We start from the raw sequence: 19,969 nt of genomic DNA on the forward strand, positions 1-19,969 counted from the left end.
AACAAGGAGCAACCGATGTCCGGTTCGATGGCTCAGGCGTTCGCGCACAACTTTCTCGGGCATTCGCCCCGCTGGTACAAGGCGTGCATCGTCGGGTTTCTGATTCTCAACGCACTGGTGCTGTGGACCGTCGGCCCGGTCGCGGCCGGCTGGTTGCTGGTAATCGAGTTCATTTTCACTCTGGCCATGGCGCTCAAGTGCTACCCGCTGATGCCAGGTGGCTTGCTGCTGATCGAAGCGCTGCTGCTGAAAATGACCACGCCCCAGGCGCTGTACGAAGAGTTGCAGCACAATTTCCCGGTGATTCTGCTGCTTATGTTCATGGTCGCCGGCATCTACTTCATGAAAGACCTGCTGTTGTTCCTGTTCTCGCGCCTGTTGCTCGGCGTGCGTTCGAAGGCGCTGCTGGCCCTGATGTTCTGCTTTTTATCGGCGTTTCTTTCGGCGTTTCTTGACGCGTTGACCGTGACCGCGGTGATCATCAGTGCCGCTGTGGGCTTCTATTCGGTTTACCACCGAGTGGCCTCCGGCAACGACCCGCGCCAGGACAGCGAGTTCAGCGATGACCGCCATCTGCCCCAGTTGCATCATGATGACCTGGAACAGTTCCGCGCGTTCCTGCGCAGCCTGTTGATGCACGGCGCTGTCGGCACCGCACTGGGCGGCGTCTGCACCCTGGTCGGCGAGCCGCAGAATCTTCTGATCGGCCACGAAATGGGCTGGCACTTCGCCGAGTTTTTCGTGAAGGTCGCCCCCGTGTCGCTGCCGGTTCTGGTTGCGGGACTGGTGACCTGCCTGCTGCTGGAGAAACTGCGCTGGTTCGGCTACGGCACGTTGCTGCCGGACAACGTACGTGCCGTGCTGGCCAACTACGCCGCCGAAGACAATGCCGAACGCACCCCGCGCCAACGTGCTGCTCTGCTGGTGCAAGGCTGCGCTGCGCTGATCCTGATTGCCGGGCTGGCGTTCCATATCGCCGAAGTCGGCTTGATCGGCCTGATGGTGATTGTGCTGATCACGGCCTTCAGCGGCATTACCGACGAGCATCGTCTGGGCAATGCCTTCAAGGATGCGATGCCGTTCACTTCGCTGCTTGTGGTGTTCTTCGCCGTGGTGGCGGTGATTCACGATCAACAACTGTTCGCGCCGTTGATTCAGTGGGTACTGACATTGCCGGCCGATCAGCAGCCGGGGATGCTGTTCATCGCCAACGGCCTGTTATCGGCCATCAGTGACAACGTGTTCGTCGCCACGATCTACATCACCGAGGTGAAACAGGCGTTCCTGTCCGGACACATGAGCCGCGAGCATTTCGAGACACTGGCGATTGCGATCAACACCGGCACCAACCTGCCGAGCGTGGCCACACCCAATGGCCAGGCGGCGTTCCTGTTTCTGCTGACGTCGGCGATTGCGCCGCTGGTGCGGTTGTCCTACGGGCGAATGGTGTGGATGGCATTGCCCTACACCATCGTGATGGGATTGCTGGGCTGGTATGCCGTGAGCTACTGGCTGTAAAAACAACAACGGGAGCCATCAGGCTCCCGTTTTTTTATGCATCGATCAACGCGGCAAAATATATTTCTCGATCGCCTGCGCCACCCCGTCCTCGGTGTTCGGCCCGGTGACCACATCGGCCTGACGCTTCACCGCGTCCTCGGCCTGCCCCATGGCAATCGCCAAACCGGCGACATGGAACATCGCCGGATCATTGCCGCCGTCGCCAATTGCCACCGTCTGCGCCATTGATACGCCCAGATGTTCAGCCAGCGTCACCAGCGCCGAGCCCTTGTTGGCCTCCAGCGCCGTCACGTCCAGATATACCGGTTGCGAGCGTGACACCTGTGCCATGCCCTCGACTTTCGGCAGCAACCGCGCCTCCAGCTCGATCAGCAGTTCCGTGTTGTTGCTGGTCGCCACGATCTTGTCGATACGCTCCAGATACGGCTCGAAACTCTCCACCACCACTGGCGGATATCCGAGCCCGTGCTGCTCACGCGGCACCATCGGCCCGTGAGGATCCTTGAGCAACCAGTCGCCGCCGCTGAACACCCAGATTTCGACATCCGGTTGATCGGCGAACAATGCCAATGCGGTCAACACTGCCGTCGCGGGCAGGAAATGAGCCACCAGAATGCTGCCGTCCGGATTGACGATCGTGCCGCCGTTGAACGCTGCTGTCGGCAGGTCCACGCCCAAGGCCTCGATCTGTTGCAGCATGGCTTTGGGCGGACGCCCGGTGGCGAGGCTGAACAGCACGCCCGCCTCGCGCAGCGAACGAACCGCGTCAATCGTACGCTGACTCAGGCTGTGATCGGGCAGCAACAGCGTGCCGTCCATGTCGCTCAACAGAAAACGGAACGGTTCGCTCATCCCAGACCATGCCAGACGCGACCATCGCGAGTCAGCAGATCATCGGCGGCTTTCGGCCCGTCTTCGCCGGCGGCATAACCCTGCACACTGGCGTCCTGCTGCCAGGCGTCGAGGAACGGCTGCACCGCGCGCCAGCCGTTCTCGATGTTGTCAGCGCGCTGGAACAGCGTCTGGTCACCGGTCAGACAGTCGTAGATCAGGGTTTCGTAGCCGGTGGACGGCTGCATTTCAAAGAAGTCCTTGTAGGCGAACCCCAGCTCGATGTTGGCCATGTTCAGCGCCGGCCCCGGCCGCTTGGCCAGCAGGTCGAACCACATGCCTTCGTTGGGCTGGATCTGGATACGCAGGTAAGTCGGCTGCAATTCGTCGACCTCGGTATCCCGGAACTGCGCATACGGCGCCGGTTTGAAGCAGATGACGATCTCGGTATCGCGCACGCTCATGCGCTTGCCGGTGCGCAGGTAGAACGGCACGCCGACCCAACGCCAGTTGTCGATCATCACCTTGAGCGCCACGTAGGTTTCCGTGGTGCTTTCAGGGGAGACGTTGTTTTCATCGCGATAACCAGCCACCGGTTTGCCCGCGACTTCACCGGCGCCGTACTGACCGCGCACCGAGTTTTCCCGTGCTTGCTCGGTGGTCCAGGGCCGGATCGCACCGACTACCTTGGCCTTCTCGCCCCGCACCGCATCGGCGCCGAACGCGGCCGGCGGCTCCATCGCCACCATGGCCAGCAACTGGAACAGGTGATTGGGCACCATGTCCCGCAGGGCGCCGGTGTGTTCGTAAAAACTGCCACGGGTTTCAACGCCGACGGTTTCGGCGGCGGTGATCTGTACGTGGTCGATGTAGTGATTGTTCCAGAACGCTTCGAACAGGCTGTTGGAGAACCGGCTGACCAGAATGTTCTGCACGGTTTCCTTGCCCAGATAGTGATCGATCCGGTAGATCTGCTTTTCCGACATGACCTTGAGCAGGCAGGCGTTCAACGCCTCGGCGGTTTGCAGGTCGGAGCCGAACGGTTTTTCGATCACCACCCTTCTGAACGCTTCCGGGTTTTCCTCGAGCAACCCGGCGCTGCCGAGACGGCGCACCACTTCGCTGAAAAAACGTGGCGCGGTGGCCAGGTAGAACACCGCATTGCCGGTGCCGCTGTCGGCGATTTTCGCCGCCAGGGCTGAATAGGTGCTGTCGTCCAGGAAGTCACCCTGGACGTAGCTGATGCCTTTGGCGAGCTTGGCCCACAAGGCTGGATCAAGGATCTGATCGCCCTTGCCGACCTTGGCTGCCACTTCGGTACGGATGAAGTCTTCGAGCTTTTGCGCGAAGGCTTCATCGGTGATGGCGTTGTGGTCAACGCCGACGATCCGCAGATTTTCGTCAAGCAAGCCGTCGCGACTGAGGTTGTACAGCGCCGGCATCAGCAAGCGCTTGACCAGGTCGCCGTGGGCACCGAACAAAAACAGCGTGGTCGGTGGTGCGGGTTCTGCCTTGGATTTTCTGCGGATCGTATGGGTCATTTCTTCGGAGTCTCCACGTGGCCGCCGAAGCCGAAGCGCTGGGCCGAGAGGATCTTGTCGCCGAAAGTGCCCTGGCCGCGGGAGCGGTAGCGCGAGAACAGCGAGTTGGACAGCACCGGTACCGGCACCTTTTGTTCCATTGCCGCTTCGATGGTCCATTGGCCTTCACCGCTGTCGGCCACGGAGCCGGAGAAACCGTCGAGTTTCGGGTCGACCGCCAGGGCATCGGCGGTCAGGTCGAGCAACCAGGACGACACCACACTGCCACGACGCCAGACTTCGGCGATGTCGGCCACGTTCAGGTCGAAACGCTGATCCTCCGGCAGAAGCTCGCTGGACTTGGTCTTGAGGATGTCGAAACCTTCGGCGAAGGCCGCCATCATGCCGTACTCGATCCCGTTGTGGATCATCTTCACGAAGTGACCGGCACCGGCAGGACCGGCGTGGATGTAGCCGTGCTCGGCACGGTGGTCATCGGACTTGCGGTCCTTGGTGCGCGGAATATCGCCCATGCCCGGCGCCAGCGCGGCGAACAGCGGGTCCAGACGCTTAACAGTCTCGGCATCGCCGCCGATCATCATGCAGTAACCGCGTTCCAGGCCCCAGACGCCGCCGGAGGTGCCGACGTCGATGTAGTGCAGGCCCTTCTCGGCCAGAGTCTTGGCCCGACGGATGTCGTCCTTATAGTTGGTGTTGCCGCCATCGATAATGGTGTCGCCCGCTTCGAGCAGATTGCTCAAGGTTTCGATGGTGTCTTCAGTCGGTGCGCCCGCCGGCAGCATGACCCACACCGCACGCGGCTTGGCCAGGCCTGCGACCAGTGCAGGCAGATCGGCGACGCCGGTAGAGCCCTCGGCGGCCAGGGTGTCGACAAAGGCGGTATTGCGGTCGTAAACAACGGTGGTGTGACCGTTGAGCATCAGACGTCGCGCAATATTGCCGCCCATGCGGCCCAGTCCAATAATCCCGAGTTGCATGTGCTGATGCTCCTTACTACAAATAAAAGTGTGTCAAAGGTTATAGCCCAACGTGACTCATGGAGCTTAGTCCAGAGCGTTGGTGTGAAGTTTCCGGGCATTGTGCCCGATCCAGAGTGATAACGTCGGGAAACGTGTCGAAGACACAACGACCATGAAAAATAAAAAAGTTCCATTCACGAGCAAAAGAAATCAAAATCGGCGCCGATAGCAGATCAAGGCTCCAGACCGGGGGCTGATCTGCAGTTGAGACACGCCATTTGCGAGGTGAGCAATGGGCACAGTACACACAGCAATGCCGCCACAAACCCTGTACGTCACCATCCGTCGCGATGAATTGCGTCAGTTGAAAGATGAACGCGACCAGCTCAAGCAGGAACTCGCGCAATTGCGCCTGCTGACCCAGGGCGCCGAGCCACAGCCCCTGCCACGCGTACAACGCTCGCCGCACGCCTGATCTCCCCTGCCCGATTCGGGAACGGCCTCAGCTGTTCCCGACATACTGCTCCCCCCACCGATTTCGGCAATTAACAAAGTTTTCACAGACCCTTGTTGATACTCGCGCGCATTCTGGCCGTGCGTGTCTGCGCATGGCCTCCGTTCGTCGGTTTCATGCGCCGTTTTCATGTGGCGCCCGGCGTTGGATGTAACGACAGAGCTGGAGTGCTGAATGGCGGTGTTCAAACGCAGCAATACGACTGCGACAGGTTTCGACTGGGCCGGTTTGATCTGGCTGTTCGTGTTTTTCTGGTACTTCTCCGGTATCACCCAACTGCTGATCCAGTTGACGGGCACCTCAGGGTTCACCGGGTTCCGCCAGGCCTTCGTGATGAGCGCCGTATGGCTCGCGCCGATGCTCCTGTTCCCCAAGCGCACCCGTCTGCTCGCCGCGCTGATTGGCGTCGTGCTGTGGGCCTGTTCGATGGCCAGCCTGGGCTACTTCTTCATCTACCAGCAGGAATTCTCGCAGAGCGTGATTTTCATCATGTTCGAGTCGAACGTGTCCGAAGCCGGCGAGTACATGACCCAGTACTTTGCCTGGTGGATGATCCCGGCGTTCCTCGCGCACACCGCGTTCGCGTACTTCCTGTGGACCCGACTGCGTCCGGTGTACCTGCCCCGTGGCCGGGCGTTCGTGGCCGCCATGGCGATCCTGGTAGCCGTGATCGGTTATCCGCTGGTCAAGCAGACGATGCGCACCGGCAGCTTCGCCGGCGGATTCGAGAAATTCGAAACCCGTATCGAGCCGGCAGTGCCTTGGCAAATGGCAGTGGCGTATCACCGTTATCTCGACACCTTGGGCGAAATGCAGAGCATGTTGCACAGCGCGAGCAAAATCCCGCCGCTGCATAACCTCAAGGACTCGGGCGCCAACCAGCCGGCTACCCTGGTGCTGGTGATCGGCGAATCCACCAACCGCCAGCGCATGAGCCTGTACGGTTACCCGCGTAAAACCACGCCAGAGCTGGACAAGCTCAAGGATCAGCTGTCGATCTTCGACAATGTCATCACCCCGCGCCCTTACACCATCGAGGCGCTGCAACAGGTGCTGACCTTCGCCGACGAAGAAAATCCGGATCTGTACCTGTCCACGCCATCGCTGGTCAGCATGATGAAACAGGCCGGCTACAAGACCTTCTGGATCACCAACCAGCAGACCATGACCAAGCGCAACACCATGCTCACGACCTTCTCCGAACAGGCCGACGAGCAGGTGTACCTGAACAACAACCGCAACCAGAACGCCGCCCAGTACGATGGCGACGTGATCGAGCCGTTCAACAAGGCCCTGGCCGATGCAGCACCGCGCAAGCTGATCGTCGTGCACTTGCTCGGTACGCATATGAGCTACCAGTACCGTTATCCGCCGAGCTTCGACAAGTTCCAGGATCGCAACGGCGTTCCGGCCGGCGTGCGGGACGATCAGGTGCCGACTTACAACAGCTACGACAACGCGGTGCTGTACAACGATTTCGTGGTTTCGAGCCTGATCAAGGACTACGCCAAATCCGATCCGAACGGCTTCCTGCTGTACCTCTCCGACCACGGTGAAGACGTGTTCGACTCGGTGGGCCACGGCACCCTGGGCCGCAACGAAAACAAGCCGACGGCGCCGATGTACACCATTCCGTTCATGGCCTGGGCGTCGCCAAAATGGCGCGAAAACCACGACTGGAACTTTGCCGGGGATCTGAGCCGGCCTTACAGCAGCTCGCACCTGATCCACACCTGGGCGGATCTGGCCGGTTTGAGTTTCGATGAACTGGATCGCAGCAAGAGCCTGGTCAGCGACAGCTTCAAGCCGCGTCCGCTGTTGATCGGCAACCCTTACGAACGCGAACAGCGAGCCCTGATCGACTTCAGCCTGATGAAGCCGAAAAAACCCGTCGCCAATGTCGCAGAGGTGGTAAAGCAATAATCAAGAAAGGGCCGGAAACGGCCCTTTCTTCATACAGGTGAAACATCTTCAAATAACAATATTTCTCGTTTGACACTAAATCGCACCGCTCACCTTCGTCTTTGAGCAAACGGAATTTTTCCCTCGAAGACAAGGAGTCGGCTGCGATGCTCGCGCCCATCACCCGTTCCATGACCCTCACCCTCGGTCTGTGCAGTGTGGCACTGAGCCCGGACCTGCTGGCTGAAACCGCCGCCGGACAGGCGCCGGAGCCCGGCGGTACGACACTCGAACTGGCCTCCACCAGCGTCACCGCCCAAGGCCTGGGCAGCAACACCGAAAACACCGGCTCCTACACCACCGGCGCGATGAGCACCGCGACCAAGCTGAACCTGTCGATCAAGGAAACCCCGCAATCGGTGTCCGTGGTCACCCGCCAGCAGATGGATGATTTCAAGCTCGGGACATTGTCCGAAGCCATGAGCCAGACCACCGGCATCGTGGTGCAGCACAACGATTCGGATCGGGTCAGCTATTCGTCCCGCGGCTACTCGATCAACAACTTCCAGATCGACGGCATGCTCAATACCTTCAGCTACATGAAGAGCGATGCCGACACCATCATCTACGATCGTATCGAAGTGGTTCGCGGCGCGACCGGCCTGACGACCGGCGCAGGCGACCCGTCTGCCACCATCAACATGGTGCGCAAACGTCCCACCGCACAATGGCAGGCTCAGGCCGGCGTCAGTGGCGGCAGCTATGACGATTACTACAGTTACGTCGATGTCGGCGGCCCTCTGGCGTTTGACGGACGCCTGCGCGGTCGCAGTGTGCTGGCCTATCGCGACAGCGGTTCGTTTCGCGACAAGTACGCCCTGCAACGGGAAGTCGGCTACGGCATCCTCGAAGCGGACCTGACCGATTCGACCGTGCTGGCCGTCGGTTACGACTATCAGGACAAGCAGGTGCAAGGCACCTCGTGGGGTACGACGCCGTACTGGAATGCCGATGGCAGCAAGGCCGGCCTCGGTCGCTCGACCAACATGGCGACCTCATGGAGCTCCTGGCCATTGCGCGACAAGACCGCGTTCGCCACCCTCGATCAGCAACTGGCGGCCGGTTGGCATCTGAAGGCGGCCTATACCCACCGCAAGAGCGACGGTGACGGCAAGGTCTACTATGCCGGCTCCGGTTACCCGGAACCCGACCGCAGCGGCATGACCGCGACCATCGGCCACATGATCGGCGACCAGAGCATGCGCGCCTACGACCTCAACCTGGCCGGCCCTTACTCGCTGTTTGGCCGTGAACACGAATTGATGTTCGGCTACGGCGAAGCCGAGCGCCGCTCGAACGACCCGTACAACGTTGATGGCCCGCGCGCATCCGATTACGAAAGCGTGCGCGACTGGAAATACATGGGCGGCATCAACAAATTCCCCGACACCACTACCAGCCTGCCGAGCTTCAAGGACAGCACTCGGCAAAAGGCAGGCTACCTTGCGACGCGCCTGAGCCTGACCGATGAATTGCACGCGGTGCTGGGCAGTCGCTACGGCAGCTGGGAGGCCTCGAGCAAGACCTACGCCTACGATCAGAGCCTGCAACTGACTGGCGTCGATGCCAGCAGCCAGCGACACAACGACATGTGGACGCCGTACGCCGGCCTGCTGTATGACCTGACGCCGGAATACACCGCGTACGTCAGCTACACAGACATTTTCAAACCACAGGGCGTGCGTGACGCCAGCCGCAATTACATCGATCCGGTGGTTGGCAGCAACTATGAAGTGGGGCTCAAAGGCAGCTTGCTGGAAGAACGCCTGAACGTCTCCACCGCCGTGTTCTGGAGCAAGCAGGACAACGTCGCCGAGCTCGATGAGTCCGCGCTGCCCGATCCGGACACCGGCGAGCAGTTCTACAAATCAGGCGGCAAGGGCAACAAGGTCAATGGCTTCGAAGCCGAAGTCTCCGGTGAAGTCCTCGACGGCTGGAACATGACCGCCGGTTACACCTACACCCACTCGCTCAACGGCGAAAAACAGCGCAGCAACACCAATCAGCCGCTGAACCTGTTCCGCCTGTCCACGACCTATCGCCTGCCGGGTAACTGGAACGCCCTGACCGTAGGCGGTGCCGTGAACTGGCAGAGCGATGTGTACGGCAATTCCAAACGGCCGATCGGGCGCGGCGCGAACGGCCGGATCATCACTGAACCGGCGCGCATTCGTCAGGAGGCGTACACCGTGGTCAAGCTGATGTCGCGCTACGAGTTCGACAAACACCTGTCGGCATCCCTCAACGTCGACAACCTGTTCGACAAGAAGTATTACGACAACGTCGGCTTCTACAACGGCGTGTTCTGGGGCGATCCTCGCACCGTGACGCTGAGCCTCGACTGGAAACTCTGACGCCCTCCCCTTGCAACCTGCACGCGTCATTCACGCGTGCAGCGTTCGTCCGATACGCAATGGAAACACCCTGTAAAACCTGGACTGAACAAGCGTTAACCGCTTGTTAATGCCCTCGGCCGACACTGCGCCCGAGGACCTGATTCATGGATGAACGGCTCCGACATTTTTCGAAGGAGGCACCATGAAAACCACCACTGCAATCCTTGCTGCTCTACTCACCCTCGCATCCGCCAGCGCATTCGCCGAAGGCGGCGCCGAGCGCATGAGACATTACTGGGCCAATTTCCCGGTTCACTCCGCACAAAGCCAGCAGGCTGACACGAAGACCAACGAGCTTCGGGTTCCGGACGACCAGACCGCCCAGGTCACCGAGTCCTATCGCCCTTGAGCGAACACTTTACCGATGGACCTGCGATGGCTCCGCTCTGGCCTCGCAGACGACAGTTTGGGCGCCCATTCCGGGCGCCCTTTTTTATGCCTGAAGGTCCTTGATCCAGAACAGCATGCGCCCGTGATCAGGGTCGAACATGCCCGGCGCGAAGCCGAATTTGACATAGGCGTTTTGCGCAAGGCCCCGGCCACAACCCGGCGTTTTCAGTGACCCCAGATGAGTTCTTCGGTCCAGCCCAGTTCGGCGAAATCCTCGGCTCGCAAACTTGACTCACCGGCACAGAAAAACTCGTCCAGTTGCGGCGGTTTTACCGACGTACCGCTGAGCATCGCGTGGACCTGCCCACGGTGGTGGATCTGATGCTCGAACAGGTGGGAAATCATCCGCAGGCGGCTGTCGTGTTGCGGCGTATCGCGAGCGATGGTGACGAGACGCCCCAGATCGGCATCGCGCTGTTGCTCGCAGTAGGCGATCAAGCGGCGGTCGACATGGGCCTGTTCACGGCGCAAGGCCTGCGCCTCGGTGAAGGGCTCGTCAGTGTTGAAGAACACGTAACAATCGGGATGTGGCTCATCTGCGCGCAACTCGCGCTCCAGCGCGTCGACGTAGAACCAGTCGCAGGTGAGGATGTGGTTGAGGGTCAGGCGGATGCTCGGGAAGAAACTCACCCGTGGCGCTGCCAGCTCGGCGTCGTCGAGCTGGCTCCAGGCCTTGGCCAGTCGATGGTTGGCCCAGGCATTCTGATAAGCCATGGTCAGCAAATGGTGGGACAGTGGCTGAGTCATGTCGCGCCCTCCTTGTTTTCAGGTCTCGGCGAAGCGTTGCAGCTGCATCTCCTGCAAGCGGCTGAGGGTCCGGCGAAACGGGAATTCCAGATAACCCTCGGTGTACAGCGCGTCCATCGGCACTTCGGCCTCGATGTACAGCGGCACCTTGCGGTCGTAGCACTCGTCGACCAGCGCGATAAAGCGGCGCACGCCGTCGTCATGCACCGACAGCTGCGGCAATTGGCGATCGCCGGCCACCACCCGTTCCGCGCCGTCCTCGGTGCCACGGGCGATCCGCCCTTCGCGTTTTTTCGCGCTGAGGTTAGGCACCTCGCTCAACAGGATAGCCCGGTAGGTGTCGCACAGCGCGATGAAATCCATGGCGGCGAACGGTTGCTCGCACAGCTCGGCGTAACGGCACCACAGCACCGAATCGCTGGCCTGCACCACGTTCAGGGCGCGGTAACCGACCGGCACCGGTTCGGTACTGACGGTGTGCCCGGCGGCCAGGGCGTCGAAGACCTGGCTCAGCGCGCTCTCCTGCCCCGAAGTGGCGACCCAGTAGCGCTGCTCGATGGCGCCGGGATGCAATCGGTGATCTTCGGCACCATTCACCGCGACCACTTGCATGTGCTGCTTGATCGCGGTGATCGCCGGCAAAAAGCGGTCGCGGTTGAAGCCGTCGGCATACAGCAGATCCGGCGGCAGGTTGGAGGTGCAGACCACCACCACGCCTTCATCGAACATCACCTGAAACAGCCGCCCGAGAATGATCGCGTCACCGATGTCATTGACGAACAGCTCATCGAAACACAGCACCCGCACCTCGGCCGCCAGCTCACGGGCCAGGGCCCGCAATGGATCGGCGATCCCGGTCAACTGAAACGAACGCTGATGGACCCAGCCCATGAAGTGATGAAAGTGCTGCCGCCGCGCCGGCACCCGCAGGCTTTGGTAGAACTGATCCATCAGCCAGGTCTTGCCGCGCCCGACCGGGCCCCACAGGTAAACGCCGGTGACCGAACGGGCACCGGCGTGCAGGGCTTCATGGCATTTTTGCAAGGCCCAGACCGCGTGTTCCTGGGCTTCATCCTGGATGAAACCCTTATGGTCGACGGCGTATTGCCAGGCGCTCAGGGGAGAGTCGAAAGTCATGCGCGGCAGTATGCCACGATGGCTACGCGGAAATATCCAGCCGTGCGATTTTGCCCTGCTCGTTCAGGCGAAAGGTGTAGCGCAGCTCCAGCGGGCTGCCGGGAAAGGTCCCGGAAATCAGCCCTTGCACCAGCACTTTGCCGGTGCGCTGCTGGACACCGAGCACTTCGACCCGTGGCTGATAGCGCCGGGCGGTGTCTTGCATCCAGTCGGCAATGGCCTGCGGGCCGACCTGATGATGGCCTTCGTCGAACACATGGGCATCCTCGGCAAAAAAACTGCCGACCCGGGACGTATCGCGAGCATTGGCGGCGTTGATGTATTCAACGATGGCCGGGGCGAGTATCGAGGTGGGATGGAACATGATTACAGCTCCTTTTTTCGGGTTCTGTCGCCATCCTAGAACAGCCCTGCGTCAATTCTTGTCAGGAGTGAAACGGCCGTTTTCGTCCAGTTGCATCTGCCGCTGCCAGGTGCGCAACAGGTCGCTGCGACGCCCCGGATAGCGCTCGCCCTGCAAGCTGGCGGCGGCGATCCGGTCGGTGCGAAAGGTGCGATAGGCGCCGCGCAACTCACACCACGCGACGATGATTCGCACCTCGTTGAGAAAGCCCAGCGCCAGCGGCCAGATCAAGCGCTGGCTCTGGACCTGCTGCGCATCGGCGTAATCGATGTGCAACTTGGCCTGATCGCGAATCGCGTGGCGGAAAACGTTCAAGGGCACTGCGTTTTGCGGAAAACCGTAACCCGGTGGCCCGGGCATGACGGTCGGATTGCGCAGCGCTTCCTGAGCCAGCGGGTCCAGCACTGCCGCGATTTTCGCCAGTGCATCCGCCGCTGCCTTGCTCAGTACCTCGTCACCACGCTGATCGACATAACGCAGGCCCAGCACGATGGCTTCGGTCTCGTCGGCGTTGAGCATCAGCGGTGGCAGAAACAGACCGCTGCGCAACACGTAACCGATGCCCGCCTCGCCGTGGATCGGCGCACCCAGTGCGGTCAGTTCGGCGATGTCGCGATAAAGGGTGCGTTCGGAGATTTCCAGCTCGGACGCCAGCGTCGCGGCGGTCACCGGACGTTTCTTGCCGCGCAGCACTTGCAGCAGGGTCAACAATCGAGTGGTTCGCGACACGGTGTGAGGCTCCGGGCAAAAATTTGCCGGAGCTTAGCAGAGCCTGGTGTCAGAAATTGTCAGGAGCTTTCACCAGGCTCAAAGGGGATCACGCGTCGACTTTGTGCCTGGCCGCGTACAGGCAAAGCATCTCCATGGCCAGGGTTGCCGCCGCCAGCGACGTCACGTCCGCATGATCATAGGCCGGGGCCACTTCCACCACGTCCATGCCCACCAGATTGATCCCGCGCAGGCCGCCCAGAATCTCCAGCGCCTGCATCGTGCTCAGGCCGCCGCAGACCGGCGTACCGGTGCCCGGCGCAAAGGCCGGATCCAGGCAATCGATGTCGAACGTCAGGTACACCGGGTTATCTCCGACCCGCGCGCGAATGGCCTCGACAATCGCCTCGCAGCCCCGACGATGCACCTGCCGCGCGTCCAGCACCTGAAAGCCCTGATGATCGTCGTTGGTGGTACGCAAACCGATCTGCACCGAACGCGCCGGATCCACCAGCCCTTCCCGCGCTGCGTGCCAGAACATGGTGCCGTGATCGACCCGTTTGCCGCCCTCGTCAGGCCAGGTGTCGCTGTGGGCATCGAAGTGGATCAGCGACAGCGCGCCGTGCTTGCGCGCGTGGGCCTTGAGCAGCGGATAGCTGATGAAGTGATCGCCGCCAAAGGTGAGCATGGCGCTGCCGGAGCTCAGAATGTGTTCGGCGTGGGCTTCAATACTTTCCGGGATGGTGTGCGGCGAGCCGTAATCGAAGTCGCAATCGCCGTAATCGATCACCGCCAGATGATCGAACGGGTCGAACGCCCATGGCCAGTGCCGTTCCCAGGCAATCCCGGTGGACGCTGCACGAATCCCGCGCGGCCCGAACCGTGCGCCGGGGCGATTGCTGGTGGCGGTGTCGAACGGCACACCGCTGACCGCCACGTCCACGCCGCGCAGGTCGCGGCTGTAGCGCCGGCGCATGAAACTGGTGATACCGGCGTAGGTGCTTTCGGCTGCGGTGCCGAAAAGGCTGTCACGGGTCAGGGCCTGATCGTTTTGCATTGGCACGTCCATCGGTGTGCTCCTGTTTTTATGAACGGTGTTATTGGCGGCTGCGGAAAGTGGTCCACAGCCGTGTGCGCTGGCGCATGTCCTTGAGGCTCATGCTGCGATCGGCGTACAGCCGCTCGCGCACTTCGGGTTTCGGGTAAATGTCCGGATCGTTGCGCACCGCTTCATCCACCAACGGCGTGGCGGCCTGGTTGGCGGTGGCGAAGAACAGCGTGTTGGTCAGCGCCGCCACGGATTCGGGGCGCAACATGAACTCGATGAAGGTGCGCGCAGCTTCGGGGTGCGGCGCGTCTTTGGGGATCGCGAGGTTGTCCTGCCACACCAGCGTGCCTTCCCTGGGAATCCGGTAAGCCACCTCAAACGGCTTGTTGGCCTTGCGGGCCTGATCGGCGGCCATGCTCGCGTCACCGTTGTAGGTCAGCGCCAGGCAGACACTACCGTTGGCCAGATCGTTGATCTGCCGGCCAGTGGCGACGTACAGAACAGAAGGCTGCAACTTCTGCAACAAGGCTTCGGCGGCGGCCAGATCGGTCTTGTCGGTGCTGTAGGGATCTTTACCGAGGTAGTGAAGCGCGAGGCCGATCACTTCCTGCGGCGAGTCGAGAATCGCGATCCCGCAATCCTTGAGTTTGCTGGCGTATTCGGGTTTGAACAGCAGATCAAGGCTGTTGAGCGGCGCGTCCGGCAGCCGCTGCTTGACCGCCTCGACGTTCATGCCCAGCCCCAGCGTGCCCCAGGTGTAAGGCACGCCGTAGCGGTTGCCGGGATCGACCGCCGCCAGTTTTTCCAGCAGATCCGGATCAAGATTGGCGTAACCCTTGAGCCCTTCATGGGGGATTTCCTTGAGCGCTCCCGCCGCGAGACCACGGGCCAGTACGCTGGACGAAGGCACCACCACGTCATAACCGCTGCCGCCGGTCAGTAGTTTGGTCTCGAGCACCTCTGAGGTATCGAAAGTGTCGTAGCGCACGTGAATGCCGGTTTCCTTTTCGAAGCGCTGCAGGGTTTCCGGCGCCACGTAATCGGCCCAACTGTAAAGATTGAGCGTTTTTTCTTCCGCCTGGACAGCGATGGAGACGGTAAGCAACAAAGCGGGCAAACACAGCTTGAAGACGGGAGCCATGACGAACACCTGACCGAAGGAAGTGGTGGCAGGATGCGCCGTCGGATACATTCGAGAAATATCAAGTTTGTTAACCTGACTTTATCCAGGAGTAATGTGATGCTCGGCCAGCTCCACGATGTCGATCTTCAGCTTCTGCGGCTGTTTCTCGGAGTGGTCGAATCCAACGGTTTCAGCGCCGCGCAGGGTGAGCTGGGCCTGAGCCAGTCGAGCATCAGCCAGCAAATGGCCAACCTAGAGACGCGCCTTGGCTATCGGGTGTGCAACCGGGGCAAGGGCGGTTTCAGCCTCACTCCCAAAGGCGAGCAACTGCTGATTGCCGCTCGCAGCCTGTTCGACTCGATCGAAACCTTCCGCCATCAATCCAACGGCGTCGCCGGGCGCCTGATCGGTGAAGTGCGGCTGGGCCTCTCGGAGGCGGTCGATCACTCGGTGCTGCAACGGGTGGCCGAGGCGATCCGGCGCTTTCGCGAGCGGGACGAATCGGTGCGCATCGAGCTGATCAGCGCCATGCCCGGCGAAATGGAGCGTCTGTTGCTGCAACAGCGGCTGGACCTGGCCATTGGTTACTTCTCCCAGGTGGAGAGCGCGTTCGACTACCGCGAACTGTTCAGCGAAACACAGCATCTGTACTGCGCGCCGGGCCATCCGCTGTTCACCAACGATGCTCCCGATGAAGCGGCGCTGCAGGCCTGCGACCGGGTCGATCACCCCTACCGGTTTCTGCGCAGTGACGAGCCGTTTCAGGGCAAGGTCTGTTCGGCGCGTTCGGAACAGGTCGAAGGCACCCTCGCCTTCATTTTGTCCGGCAAACACGTCGGTTATCTGCCGAACCATTACGCCCGCCAATGGCAGGACAAAGGCCTGTTGCGCCCGGTGCGCGAAGGCGAGTTGAGCTTTGACGTGGCGTTCCATCTGGCCCGGCATCGGGCGCAGGTGCCGGGAGATGCGCAGAAGGCTTTTGAAGAAGACCTGCTGTCAGCCTTTGGTCGAACCTGATCATTTTTTGGAACGCTGAGCGTCTCCGGCTGCATTCCCACGCAGAGCGTGGGAACGATCATGCGTTGCCCTCGCCCCTCGCTTGCGGCATCCTGCGCACCCATTTTCCGACCCGGCCCCGCATTGCGGCACGCAAACCACCATGACCGTCTCTGAAAAAGTCCCGCGCAACAACGATCTGATCTACGGCCTCAACGACCGTCCGCACTTCACCGCAACGGTGTTTGCCGCCCTGCAACATGTGCTGGCCAGCTTCGTCGGCATCATCACCCCGACCCTGATCATGGGCGGCGCCCTCGGTCTGCAAAGCGAAATTCCATACCTGATCAGCATGGCGCTGTTTGTCTCGGGCCTCGGCACCTTCGTTCAGGCCAAACGCTTCGGCCCGGTCGGTTCGGGGCTGTTGTGCCTGCAAGGCACGAGTTTTTCCTTTATCAGCGTGATTCTCAGCGCCGGTTTCATGGTCAAGGCCCGGGGCGGCGGCACCGATGAGATCCTCTCGACGATCTTCGGCGTGTGCTTCTTCGCTGCCTTCATCGAAGTGGTACTGAGCCAGTTCATCGGCAAGCTGCGCATGCTGATCACCCCGGTGGTGACCGGCACCATCATCACCCTGATGGGCCTGTCGCTGATCAAAGTGGCGATGACCGACATTGCCGGCGGCTTCGGCGCGGCGGATCTGGGCGCGGGCAGCCATGTGTTCCTGGCGGCGCTGGTACTTGCCACCATCGTGGTGTTGAACAGGGTCGACGTGCCATTCCTGCGCCTGGGTGCGATCGTCATCGGTCTGACCCTCGGCTACGTGGTGGCGTGGCTGATGGGCGCCGTGGATTTTGCCAACCTGCCGGAAGTGCCAGTGGTCAGCGTGCCGGTGCCGTTCAAGTACGGTTTCAACTTCGACTGGGTGGCGTTCGTGCCGGTGGCGGTGATTTTCCTGGTGTCGCCGCTGGAAGCCGCCGGTGACCTGACTGCCAACTCAATGATTTCCCGGCAACCGGTCAAAGGCCCGCTGTACATCCGCCGGATCAAGTCCGGGCTGCTGGCCGACGGCCTCAACTCGGCCATGGCCGCGGTGTTCAACAGCATGCCGATGGTGACCTTCGCCCAGAACAACGGGGTGATTCAGCTCACCGGCGTTGCCAGCCGTTACGTGGCGTTCTTCATCGCCGGGCTGTTGGTGGTGCTGGGGCTGTTCCCGATGATCGGCGCGGTGCTGCAACTGATGCCGAAACCGGTGCTCGGCGGCGCCGAACTGGTGATGTTCGGCACCGTAGCCGTGGCCGGGATCAAGATCCTCGCCGAAGCCGGCCTGCATCGGCGCAACATGCTGATTGTGGCAATTTCCGTCGGCATGGGCCTTGGCATTGCCGCCGTGCCGGAAGTGCTGCGTGAACTGCCGCAGGCGCTGCGCAACATCTTCGAATCGCCGATCACCGTTGGCGCGCTGTGTGCGATCGTGCTGAACATCTTCCTGCCGGAAGAATTCATCGAACTGGAAGAAGATGACTTCGACCCGGAAGCCTCTATCCTTCAGGTCATGGAAAACCCCGACCTGCCGGCCAAAGCTGAACCCGCATCAAAGGCCGCTGTCGCACACTTGAACCGTTGACCTTGTCCGCTCGATGAAAAAGGGCTGATACCGGCAGCGGTTCAGCCCTTTTTCAATGAGAGAGCATCAATGCGCCGTATCCATGCCGTCATCCTGTCCCTGCTTCTGCTCTCCCTCAGCGCCTGTGCGCTGTTCCCCAACCGCGACCCGGTGAACATCAACGTGGTCGGCCTCGAACCGCTGCCGAGCCAGGATCTGGAAGTGCGCTTCGCGATCAAGCTGCGGGTGCAGAATCCCAATGAAACCGCCATCGACTACAACGGCATCGCGCTGGATCTTGACGTGAACGGGCATTCCCTGGCGTCGGGTGTGAGCGATCAGAGCGGTTCGATTCCACGGTTTTCCGAAACCATTGTCAGCGTCCCGGTGAGCATTTCGGCGTTCTCGGTATTGCGCCAGACCCTGGGCCTGAGCCAGACGCAATCCCTCGACAACCTGCCTTACGTGCTGCGCGGCAAACTGGCGGGCGGCGTTTTCGGCACCATGCGTTTTGTCGACAGCGGCAAACTCAGCCTGCCGCGAGCCAGTGCCGCAACCTGGTAAAGATGCGGTAGCCTGCAGCGCTCACCGTCAACAACATGGAAGTCGCTGGTTTATGCAAGATACGCCCACGCTGTATACCGAACGGCTGATTCTGCGCCCGCTTGAGCTGGCGGATGCCGAGGCCATCCAGCAACAATTTCCCCATTGGGAAGTGGTGCGTTATCTGAACGTCTTCGTGCCCTGGCCGTATCCGGACGACGGCGCCCTCACCTATCTGCGCGACATTGCGCTGCCTGCCATTGCGGCGGGCAAAGAGTGGCACTGGACGATTCGTCTCAAGTCGGCACCTGAGCAATTGATCGGCAACATCAGCCTGATGGACGAGCCGGACAACCATCGCGGGTTCTGGCTCGCCCCGGCCTGGCAGGGCCAGGGTTTGATGACCGAAGCCAGCGAAGCCGTGACCCGCTACTGGTTCGAAACCCTCGATCAACCGTTGATGCGCGTGCCGAAAGCCGCGCCGAACCTTGGTTCGCGCAAGCTCTCGGAGCGCACCGGCATGCGCTTGATCCGCACCGACGAGGATGACTTCGTCAGCGGCCGCTTCCCACGGGAAATCTGGGAAATCACCCGTGAGGAGTGGCAACGGCAACGCCTCAAGCGGTGAAGCGAACACCGGGTTTGGCGCGCTCATCCACGCTCAGCTCGAACACATCCGGTCGTGCATAGTGGCCGACCACGTCGTAGTCATAGCGGGCCCGCACCAGTTCATCGGTATCGATCTCGGCGGTGAGCAAGCCGGCCTCGCCGCGTAACGGCCCGGCCAACACGTCGCCCATCGGCCCGACGATCACGCTGCCGCCGGCGATCAGCGGTCGATCCCCCGGCCAGTTGGCGATATCTACGCCCAGTTCATTCGGCGAGGCCTGCACCTGACACGCGCTGACCACAAAGCAGCGCCCTTCATGGGCGATGTGGCGCATGCTGACCTGCCACATCTCGCGCTCGTCCACAGTCGGCGCACACCAGACCTCGATGCCCTTGGCGTACATCGCCGTGCGCAGCAGCGGCATCATGTTTTCCCAGCAAATCACCGCACCGAGCTTGCCGACCTGTGTATCGAGCACCGGCAGCGTCGAACCGTCGCCCTTGCCCCAGATCAGCCGTTCGGTGCCGGTCGGCATCAACTTGCGGTGCCTGGCCACAAGGCCTGCCTGCGGGTCGAAATACAGCGCGGTGCAATGCAAGGTGCTGCCGGCCCGTTCGATCACGCCGATTACCAGGTTGGCCCCGGTGCGCGCCGACAGCCCGGCCAGCGCTTCGGTTTCCGCGCCCGGCACATCAATGGCGTTGGCGAAATAACGGGCGAAGGCTTCGCGGCCTTCCGGCAAGCGATAACCCAGCTGGGTGCCGAAGCCCTCGCCTTTCGGGTAACCGCCAAGCAACGCTTCGGGCATCACCACCAGCGCGGCGCCGGATTCGATGATTGCGCTTTCCCAGCTCAGGATCTGTTCCAGGGTTTCAGCCTTGCCACCGGGCAAGGCGCCGATCTGCAGGGCGGCAACGATTGATTTGGGCAT

19 protein-coding genes and 1 pseudogene are annotated in these 19,969 nt (G+C 61.4%); 9 read left to right on the forward strand and 11 right to left on the reverse strand.

Annotation, left to right across the window (positions count from 1 at the left end; translation table 11 throughout):
- Nucleotides 1-15: 15 nt before the first annotated feature.
- The gene (nhaB, locus tag CAF73_RS14370; protein ID WP_085696362.1) at nucleotides 16-1,518 is read left to right on the forward strand and encodes a sodium/proton antiporter NhaB; all 1,503 of its coding nucleotides are present in this window, start codon (nucleotides 16-18) and stop codon (nucleotides 1,516-1,518) included.
- 45 nt (nucleotides 1,519-1,563) lie between these two features.
- Here the strand turns inward: nhaB and CAF73_RS14375 are convergent, their stop codons facing one another.
- Genes CAF73_RS14375 through gnd form a run of 3 tightly spaced genes read right to left on the reverse strand, consistent with a single transcriptional unit; the run spans nucleotide 1,564 to nucleotide 4,870 of the window.
- Nucleotides 1,564-2,373, reverse strand: coding sequence for a Cof-type HAD-IIB family hydrolase (locus CAF73_RS14375; RefSeq protein ID WP_085703052.1), 810 nt, complete (start codon nucleotides 2,371-2,373; stop codon nucleotides 1,564-1,566).
- Nucleotides 2,370-3,893 (reverse strand): glucose-6-phosphate dehydrogenase, encoded by a 1,524-nt coding sequence (zwf, locus tag CAF73_RS14380; protein ID WP_085703053.1) that lies wholly within the window; start codon nucleotides 3,891-3,893, stop codon nucleotides 2,370-2,372. Before zwf ends, CAF73_RS14375 begins: the two co-directional genes overlap by 4 nt.
- Nucleotides 3,890-4,870 carry a phosphogluconate dehydrogenase (NAD(+)-dependent, decarboxylating) gene (gene gnd, locus CAF73_RS14385; RefSeq protein WP_085696368.1) on the reverse strand — a complete coding sequence of 327 codons (981 nt, stop codon included), beginning with the start codon at nucleotides 4,868-4,870 and terminating at the stop codon, nucleotides 3,890-3,892. The genes zwf and gnd overlap by 4 nt, the downstream gene beginning before the upstream one ends.
- A gap of 274 nt (nucleotides 4,871-5,144) precedes the next feature.
- Here gnd and CAF73_RS14390 point away from each other — a divergent pair, with 274 nt between their 5' ends.
- From CAF73_RS14390 to CAF73_RS14405, 4 genes are all read left to right on the forward strand, one after another.
- A complete protein-coding gene (locus CAF73_RS14390; RefSeq protein ID WP_007957508.1) occupies nucleotides 5,145-5,327 on the forward strand; it encodes a DUF6026 family protein in 183 nt (60 codons plus the stop codon).
- Nucleotides 5,328-5,540: 213 nt separating this feature from the next.
- Nucleotides 5,541-7,289, forward strand: coding sequence for a phosphoethanolamine transferase CptA (locus CAF73_RS14395; protein ID WP_085703054.1), 1,749 nt, complete (start codon nucleotides 5,541-5,543; stop codon nucleotides 7,287-7,289).
- A gap of 146 nt (nucleotides 7,290-7,435) precedes the next feature.
- Nucleotides 7,436-9,682: a TonB-dependent siderophore receptor gene (locus tag CAF73_RS14400; protein WP_085703055.1), complete on the forward strand. Its 2,247-nt coding sequence runs from the start codon at nucleotides 7,436-7,438 to the stop codon at nucleotides 9,680-9,682.
- 184 nt (nucleotides 9,683-9,866) lie between these two features.
- The gene (locus tag CAF73_RS14405; RefSeq protein WP_085696375.1) at nucleotides 9,867-10,073 is read left to right on the forward strand and encodes a hypothetical protein; all 207 of its coding nucleotides are present in this window, start codon (nucleotides 9,867-9,869) and stop codon (nucleotides 10,071-10,073) included.
- A gap of 84 nt (nucleotides 10,074-10,157) precedes the next feature.
- On the opposite strand, the pseudogene CAF73_RS30470 reads toward CAF73_RS14405, so the two are convergent.
- The 7 genes and pseudogenes from CAF73_RS30470 to CAF73_RS14440 form a co-directional block, all read right to left on the reverse strand.
- Nucleotides 10,158-10,253: pseudogene (locus CAF73_RS30470) on the reverse strand (GNAT family N-acetyltransferase); the annotation flags it as partial.
- Between the two features lie 26 nt (nucleotides 10,254-10,279).
- The gene (locus tag CAF73_RS14415; RefSeq protein ID WP_085703056.1) at nucleotides 10,280-10,861 is read right to left on the reverse strand and encodes a DinB family protein; all 582 of its coding nucleotides are present in this window, start codon (nucleotides 10,859-10,861) and stop codon (nucleotides 10,280-10,282) included.
- Between the two features lie 18 nt (nucleotides 10,862-10,879).
- Nucleotides 10,880-11,998: a cell division protein ZapE gene (zapE, locus tag CAF73_RS14420; protein WP_085703057.1), complete on the reverse strand. Its 1,119-nt coding sequence runs from the start codon at nucleotides 11,996-11,998 to the stop codon at nucleotides 10,880-10,882.
- A gap of 22 nt (nucleotides 11,999-12,020) precedes the next feature.
- A complete protein-coding gene (locus CAF73_RS14425) occupies nucleotides 12,021-12,362 on the reverse strand; it encodes a nuclear transport factor 2 family protein (protein WP_085696381.1) in 342 nt (113 codons plus the stop codon).
- A gap of 51 nt (nucleotides 12,363-12,413) precedes the next feature.
- Nucleotides 12,414-13,130, reverse strand: a complete 717-nt coding sequence (locus CAF73_RS14430) for a YafY family protein (RefSeq protein ID WP_085703058.1) — start codon at nucleotides 13,128-13,130, stop codon at nucleotides 12,414-12,416.
- 88 nt (nucleotides 13,131-13,218) lie between these two features.
- Nucleotides 13,219-14,178, reverse strand: coding sequence for an agmatinase (speB, locus tag CAF73_RS14435; RefSeq protein WP_085703059.1), 960 nt, complete (start codon nucleotides 14,176-14,178; stop codon nucleotides 13,219-13,221).
- 28 nt (nucleotides 14,179-14,206) lie between these two features.
- Nucleotides 14,207-15,298, reverse strand: a complete 1,092-nt coding sequence (locus CAF73_RS14440) for a polyamine ABC transporter substrate-binding protein (RefSeq protein ID WP_085703086.1) — start codon at nucleotides 15,296-15,298, stop codon at nucleotides 14,207-14,209.
- Between the two features lie 99 nt (nucleotides 15,299-15,397).
- Here CAF73_RS14440 and CAF73_RS14445 point away from each other — a divergent pair, with 99 nt between their 5' ends.
- From CAF73_RS14445 to CAF73_RS14460, 4 genes are all read left to right on the forward strand, one after another.
- Nucleotides 15,398-16,297 (forward strand): LysR family transcriptional regulator, encoded by a 900-nt coding sequence (locus tag CAF73_RS14445; protein ID WP_085703060.1) that lies wholly within the window; start codon nucleotides 15,398-15,400, stop codon nucleotides 16,295-16,297.
- Nucleotides 16,298-16,439: 142 nt separating this feature from the next.
- Nucleotides 16,440-17,906 carry a nucleobase:cation symporter-2 family protein gene (locus tag CAF73_RS14450; protein WP_085696394.1) on the forward strand — a complete coding sequence of 489 codons (1,467 nt, stop codon included), beginning with the start codon at nucleotides 16,440-16,442 and terminating at the stop codon, nucleotides 17,904-17,906.
- A gap of 69 nt (nucleotides 17,907-17,975) precedes the next feature.
- On the forward strand, nucleotides 17,976-18,449 hold the full coding sequence (locus tag CAF73_RS14455; protein WP_085696396.1) for an LEA type 2 family protein: 474 nt from the start codon (nucleotides 17,976-17,978) through the stop codon (nucleotides 18,447-18,449).
- Nucleotides 18,450-18,501: 52 nt separating this feature from the next.
- The gene (locus CAF73_RS14460; protein ID WP_085703061.1) at nucleotides 18,502-19,056 is read left to right on the forward strand and encodes a GNAT family N-acetyltransferase; all 555 of its coding nucleotides are present in this window, start codon (nucleotides 18,502-18,504) and stop codon (nucleotides 19,054-19,056) included.
- Here CAF73_RS14460 and CAF73_RS14465 read toward each other — a convergent pair.
- Nucleotides 19,046-19,969, reverse strand: a complete 924-nt coding sequence (locus tag CAF73_RS14465) for a carbon-nitrogen hydrolase family protein (protein WP_085703062.1) — start codon at nucleotides 19,967-19,969, stop codon at nucleotides 19,046-19,048. The two genes, CAF73_RS14460 and CAF73_RS14465, sit on opposite strands and share 11 nt — an antisense overlap.

This window comes from Pseudomonas sp. B15(2017) (assembly GCF_002113215.1).
Taxonomy (GTDB): domain Bacteria; phylum Pseudomonadota; class Gammaproteobacteria; order Pseudomonadales; family Pseudomonadaceae; genus Aquipseudomonas.

Coding starts and splice junctions, on each gene's coding strand:
- nhaB (WP_085696362.1), top strand. CDS start 16: ATGTCCGGTTCGATGGCTCAGGCGTTCGCGCACAACTTTCTCGGGCAT.
- CAF73_RS14375 (WP_085703052.1), bottom strand. CDS start 2,373: ATGAGCGAACCGTTCCGTTTTCTGTTGAGCGACATGGACGGCACGCTG.
- zwf (WP_085703053.1), bottom strand. CDS start 3,893: ATGACCCATACGATCCGCAGAAAATCCAAGGCAGAACCCGCACCACCG.
- gnd (WP_085696368.1), bottom strand. CDS start 4,870: ATGCAACTCGGGATTATTGGACTGGGCCGCATGGGCGGCAATATTGCG.
- CAF73_RS14390 (WP_007957508.1), top strand. CDS start 5,145: ATGGGCACAGTACACACAGCAATGCCGCCACAAACCCTGTACGTCACC.
- CAF73_RS14395 (WP_085703054.1), top strand. CDS start 5,541: ATGGCGGTGTTCAAACGCAGCAATACGACTGCGACAGGTTTCGACTGG.
- CAF73_RS14400 (WP_085703055.1), top strand. CDS start 7,436: ATGCTCGCGCCCATCACCCGTTCCATGACCCTCACCCTCGGTCTGTGC.
- CAF73_RS14405 (WP_085696375.1), top strand. CDS start 9,867: ATGAAAACCACCACTGCAATCCTTGCTGCTCTACTCACCCTCGCATCC.
- CAF73_RS14415 (WP_085703056.1), bottom strand. CDS start 10,861: ATGACTCAGCCACTGTCCCACCATTTGCTGACCATGGCTTATCAGAAT.
- zapE (WP_085703057.1), bottom strand. CDS start 11,998: ATGACTTTCGACTCTCCCCTGAGCGCCTGGCAATACGCCGTCGACCAT.
- CAF73_RS14425 (WP_085696381.1), bottom strand. CDS start 12,362: ATGTTCCATCCCACCTCGATACTCGCCCCGGCCATCGTTGAATACATC.
- speB (WP_085703059.1), bottom strand. CDS start 14,178: ATGGACGTGCCAATGCAAAACGATCAGGCCCTGACCCGTGACAGCCTT.
- CAF73_RS14440 (WP_085703086.1), bottom strand. CDS start 15,298: ATGGCTCCCGTCTTCAAGCTGTGTTTGCCCGCTTTGTTGCTTACCGTC.
- CAF73_RS14445 (WP_085703060.1), top strand. CDS start 15,398: ATGCTCGGCCAGCTCCACGATGTCGATCTTCAGCTTCTGCGGCTGTTT.
- CAF73_RS14450 (WP_085696394.1), top strand. CDS start 16,440: ATGACCGTCTCTGAAAAAGTCCCGCGCAACAACGATCTGATCTACGGC.
- CAF73_RS14455 (WP_085696396.1), top strand. CDS start 17,976: ATGCGCCGTATCCATGCCGTCATCCTGTCCCTGCTTCTGCTCTCCCTC.
- CAF73_RS14460 (WP_085703061.1), top strand. CDS start 18,502: ATGCAAGATACGCCCACGCTGTATACCGAACGGCTGATTCTGCGCCCG.
- CAF73_RS14465 (WP_085703062.1), bottom strand. CDS start 19,969: ATGCCCAAATCAATCGTTGCCGCCCTGCAGATCGGCGCCTTGCCCGGT.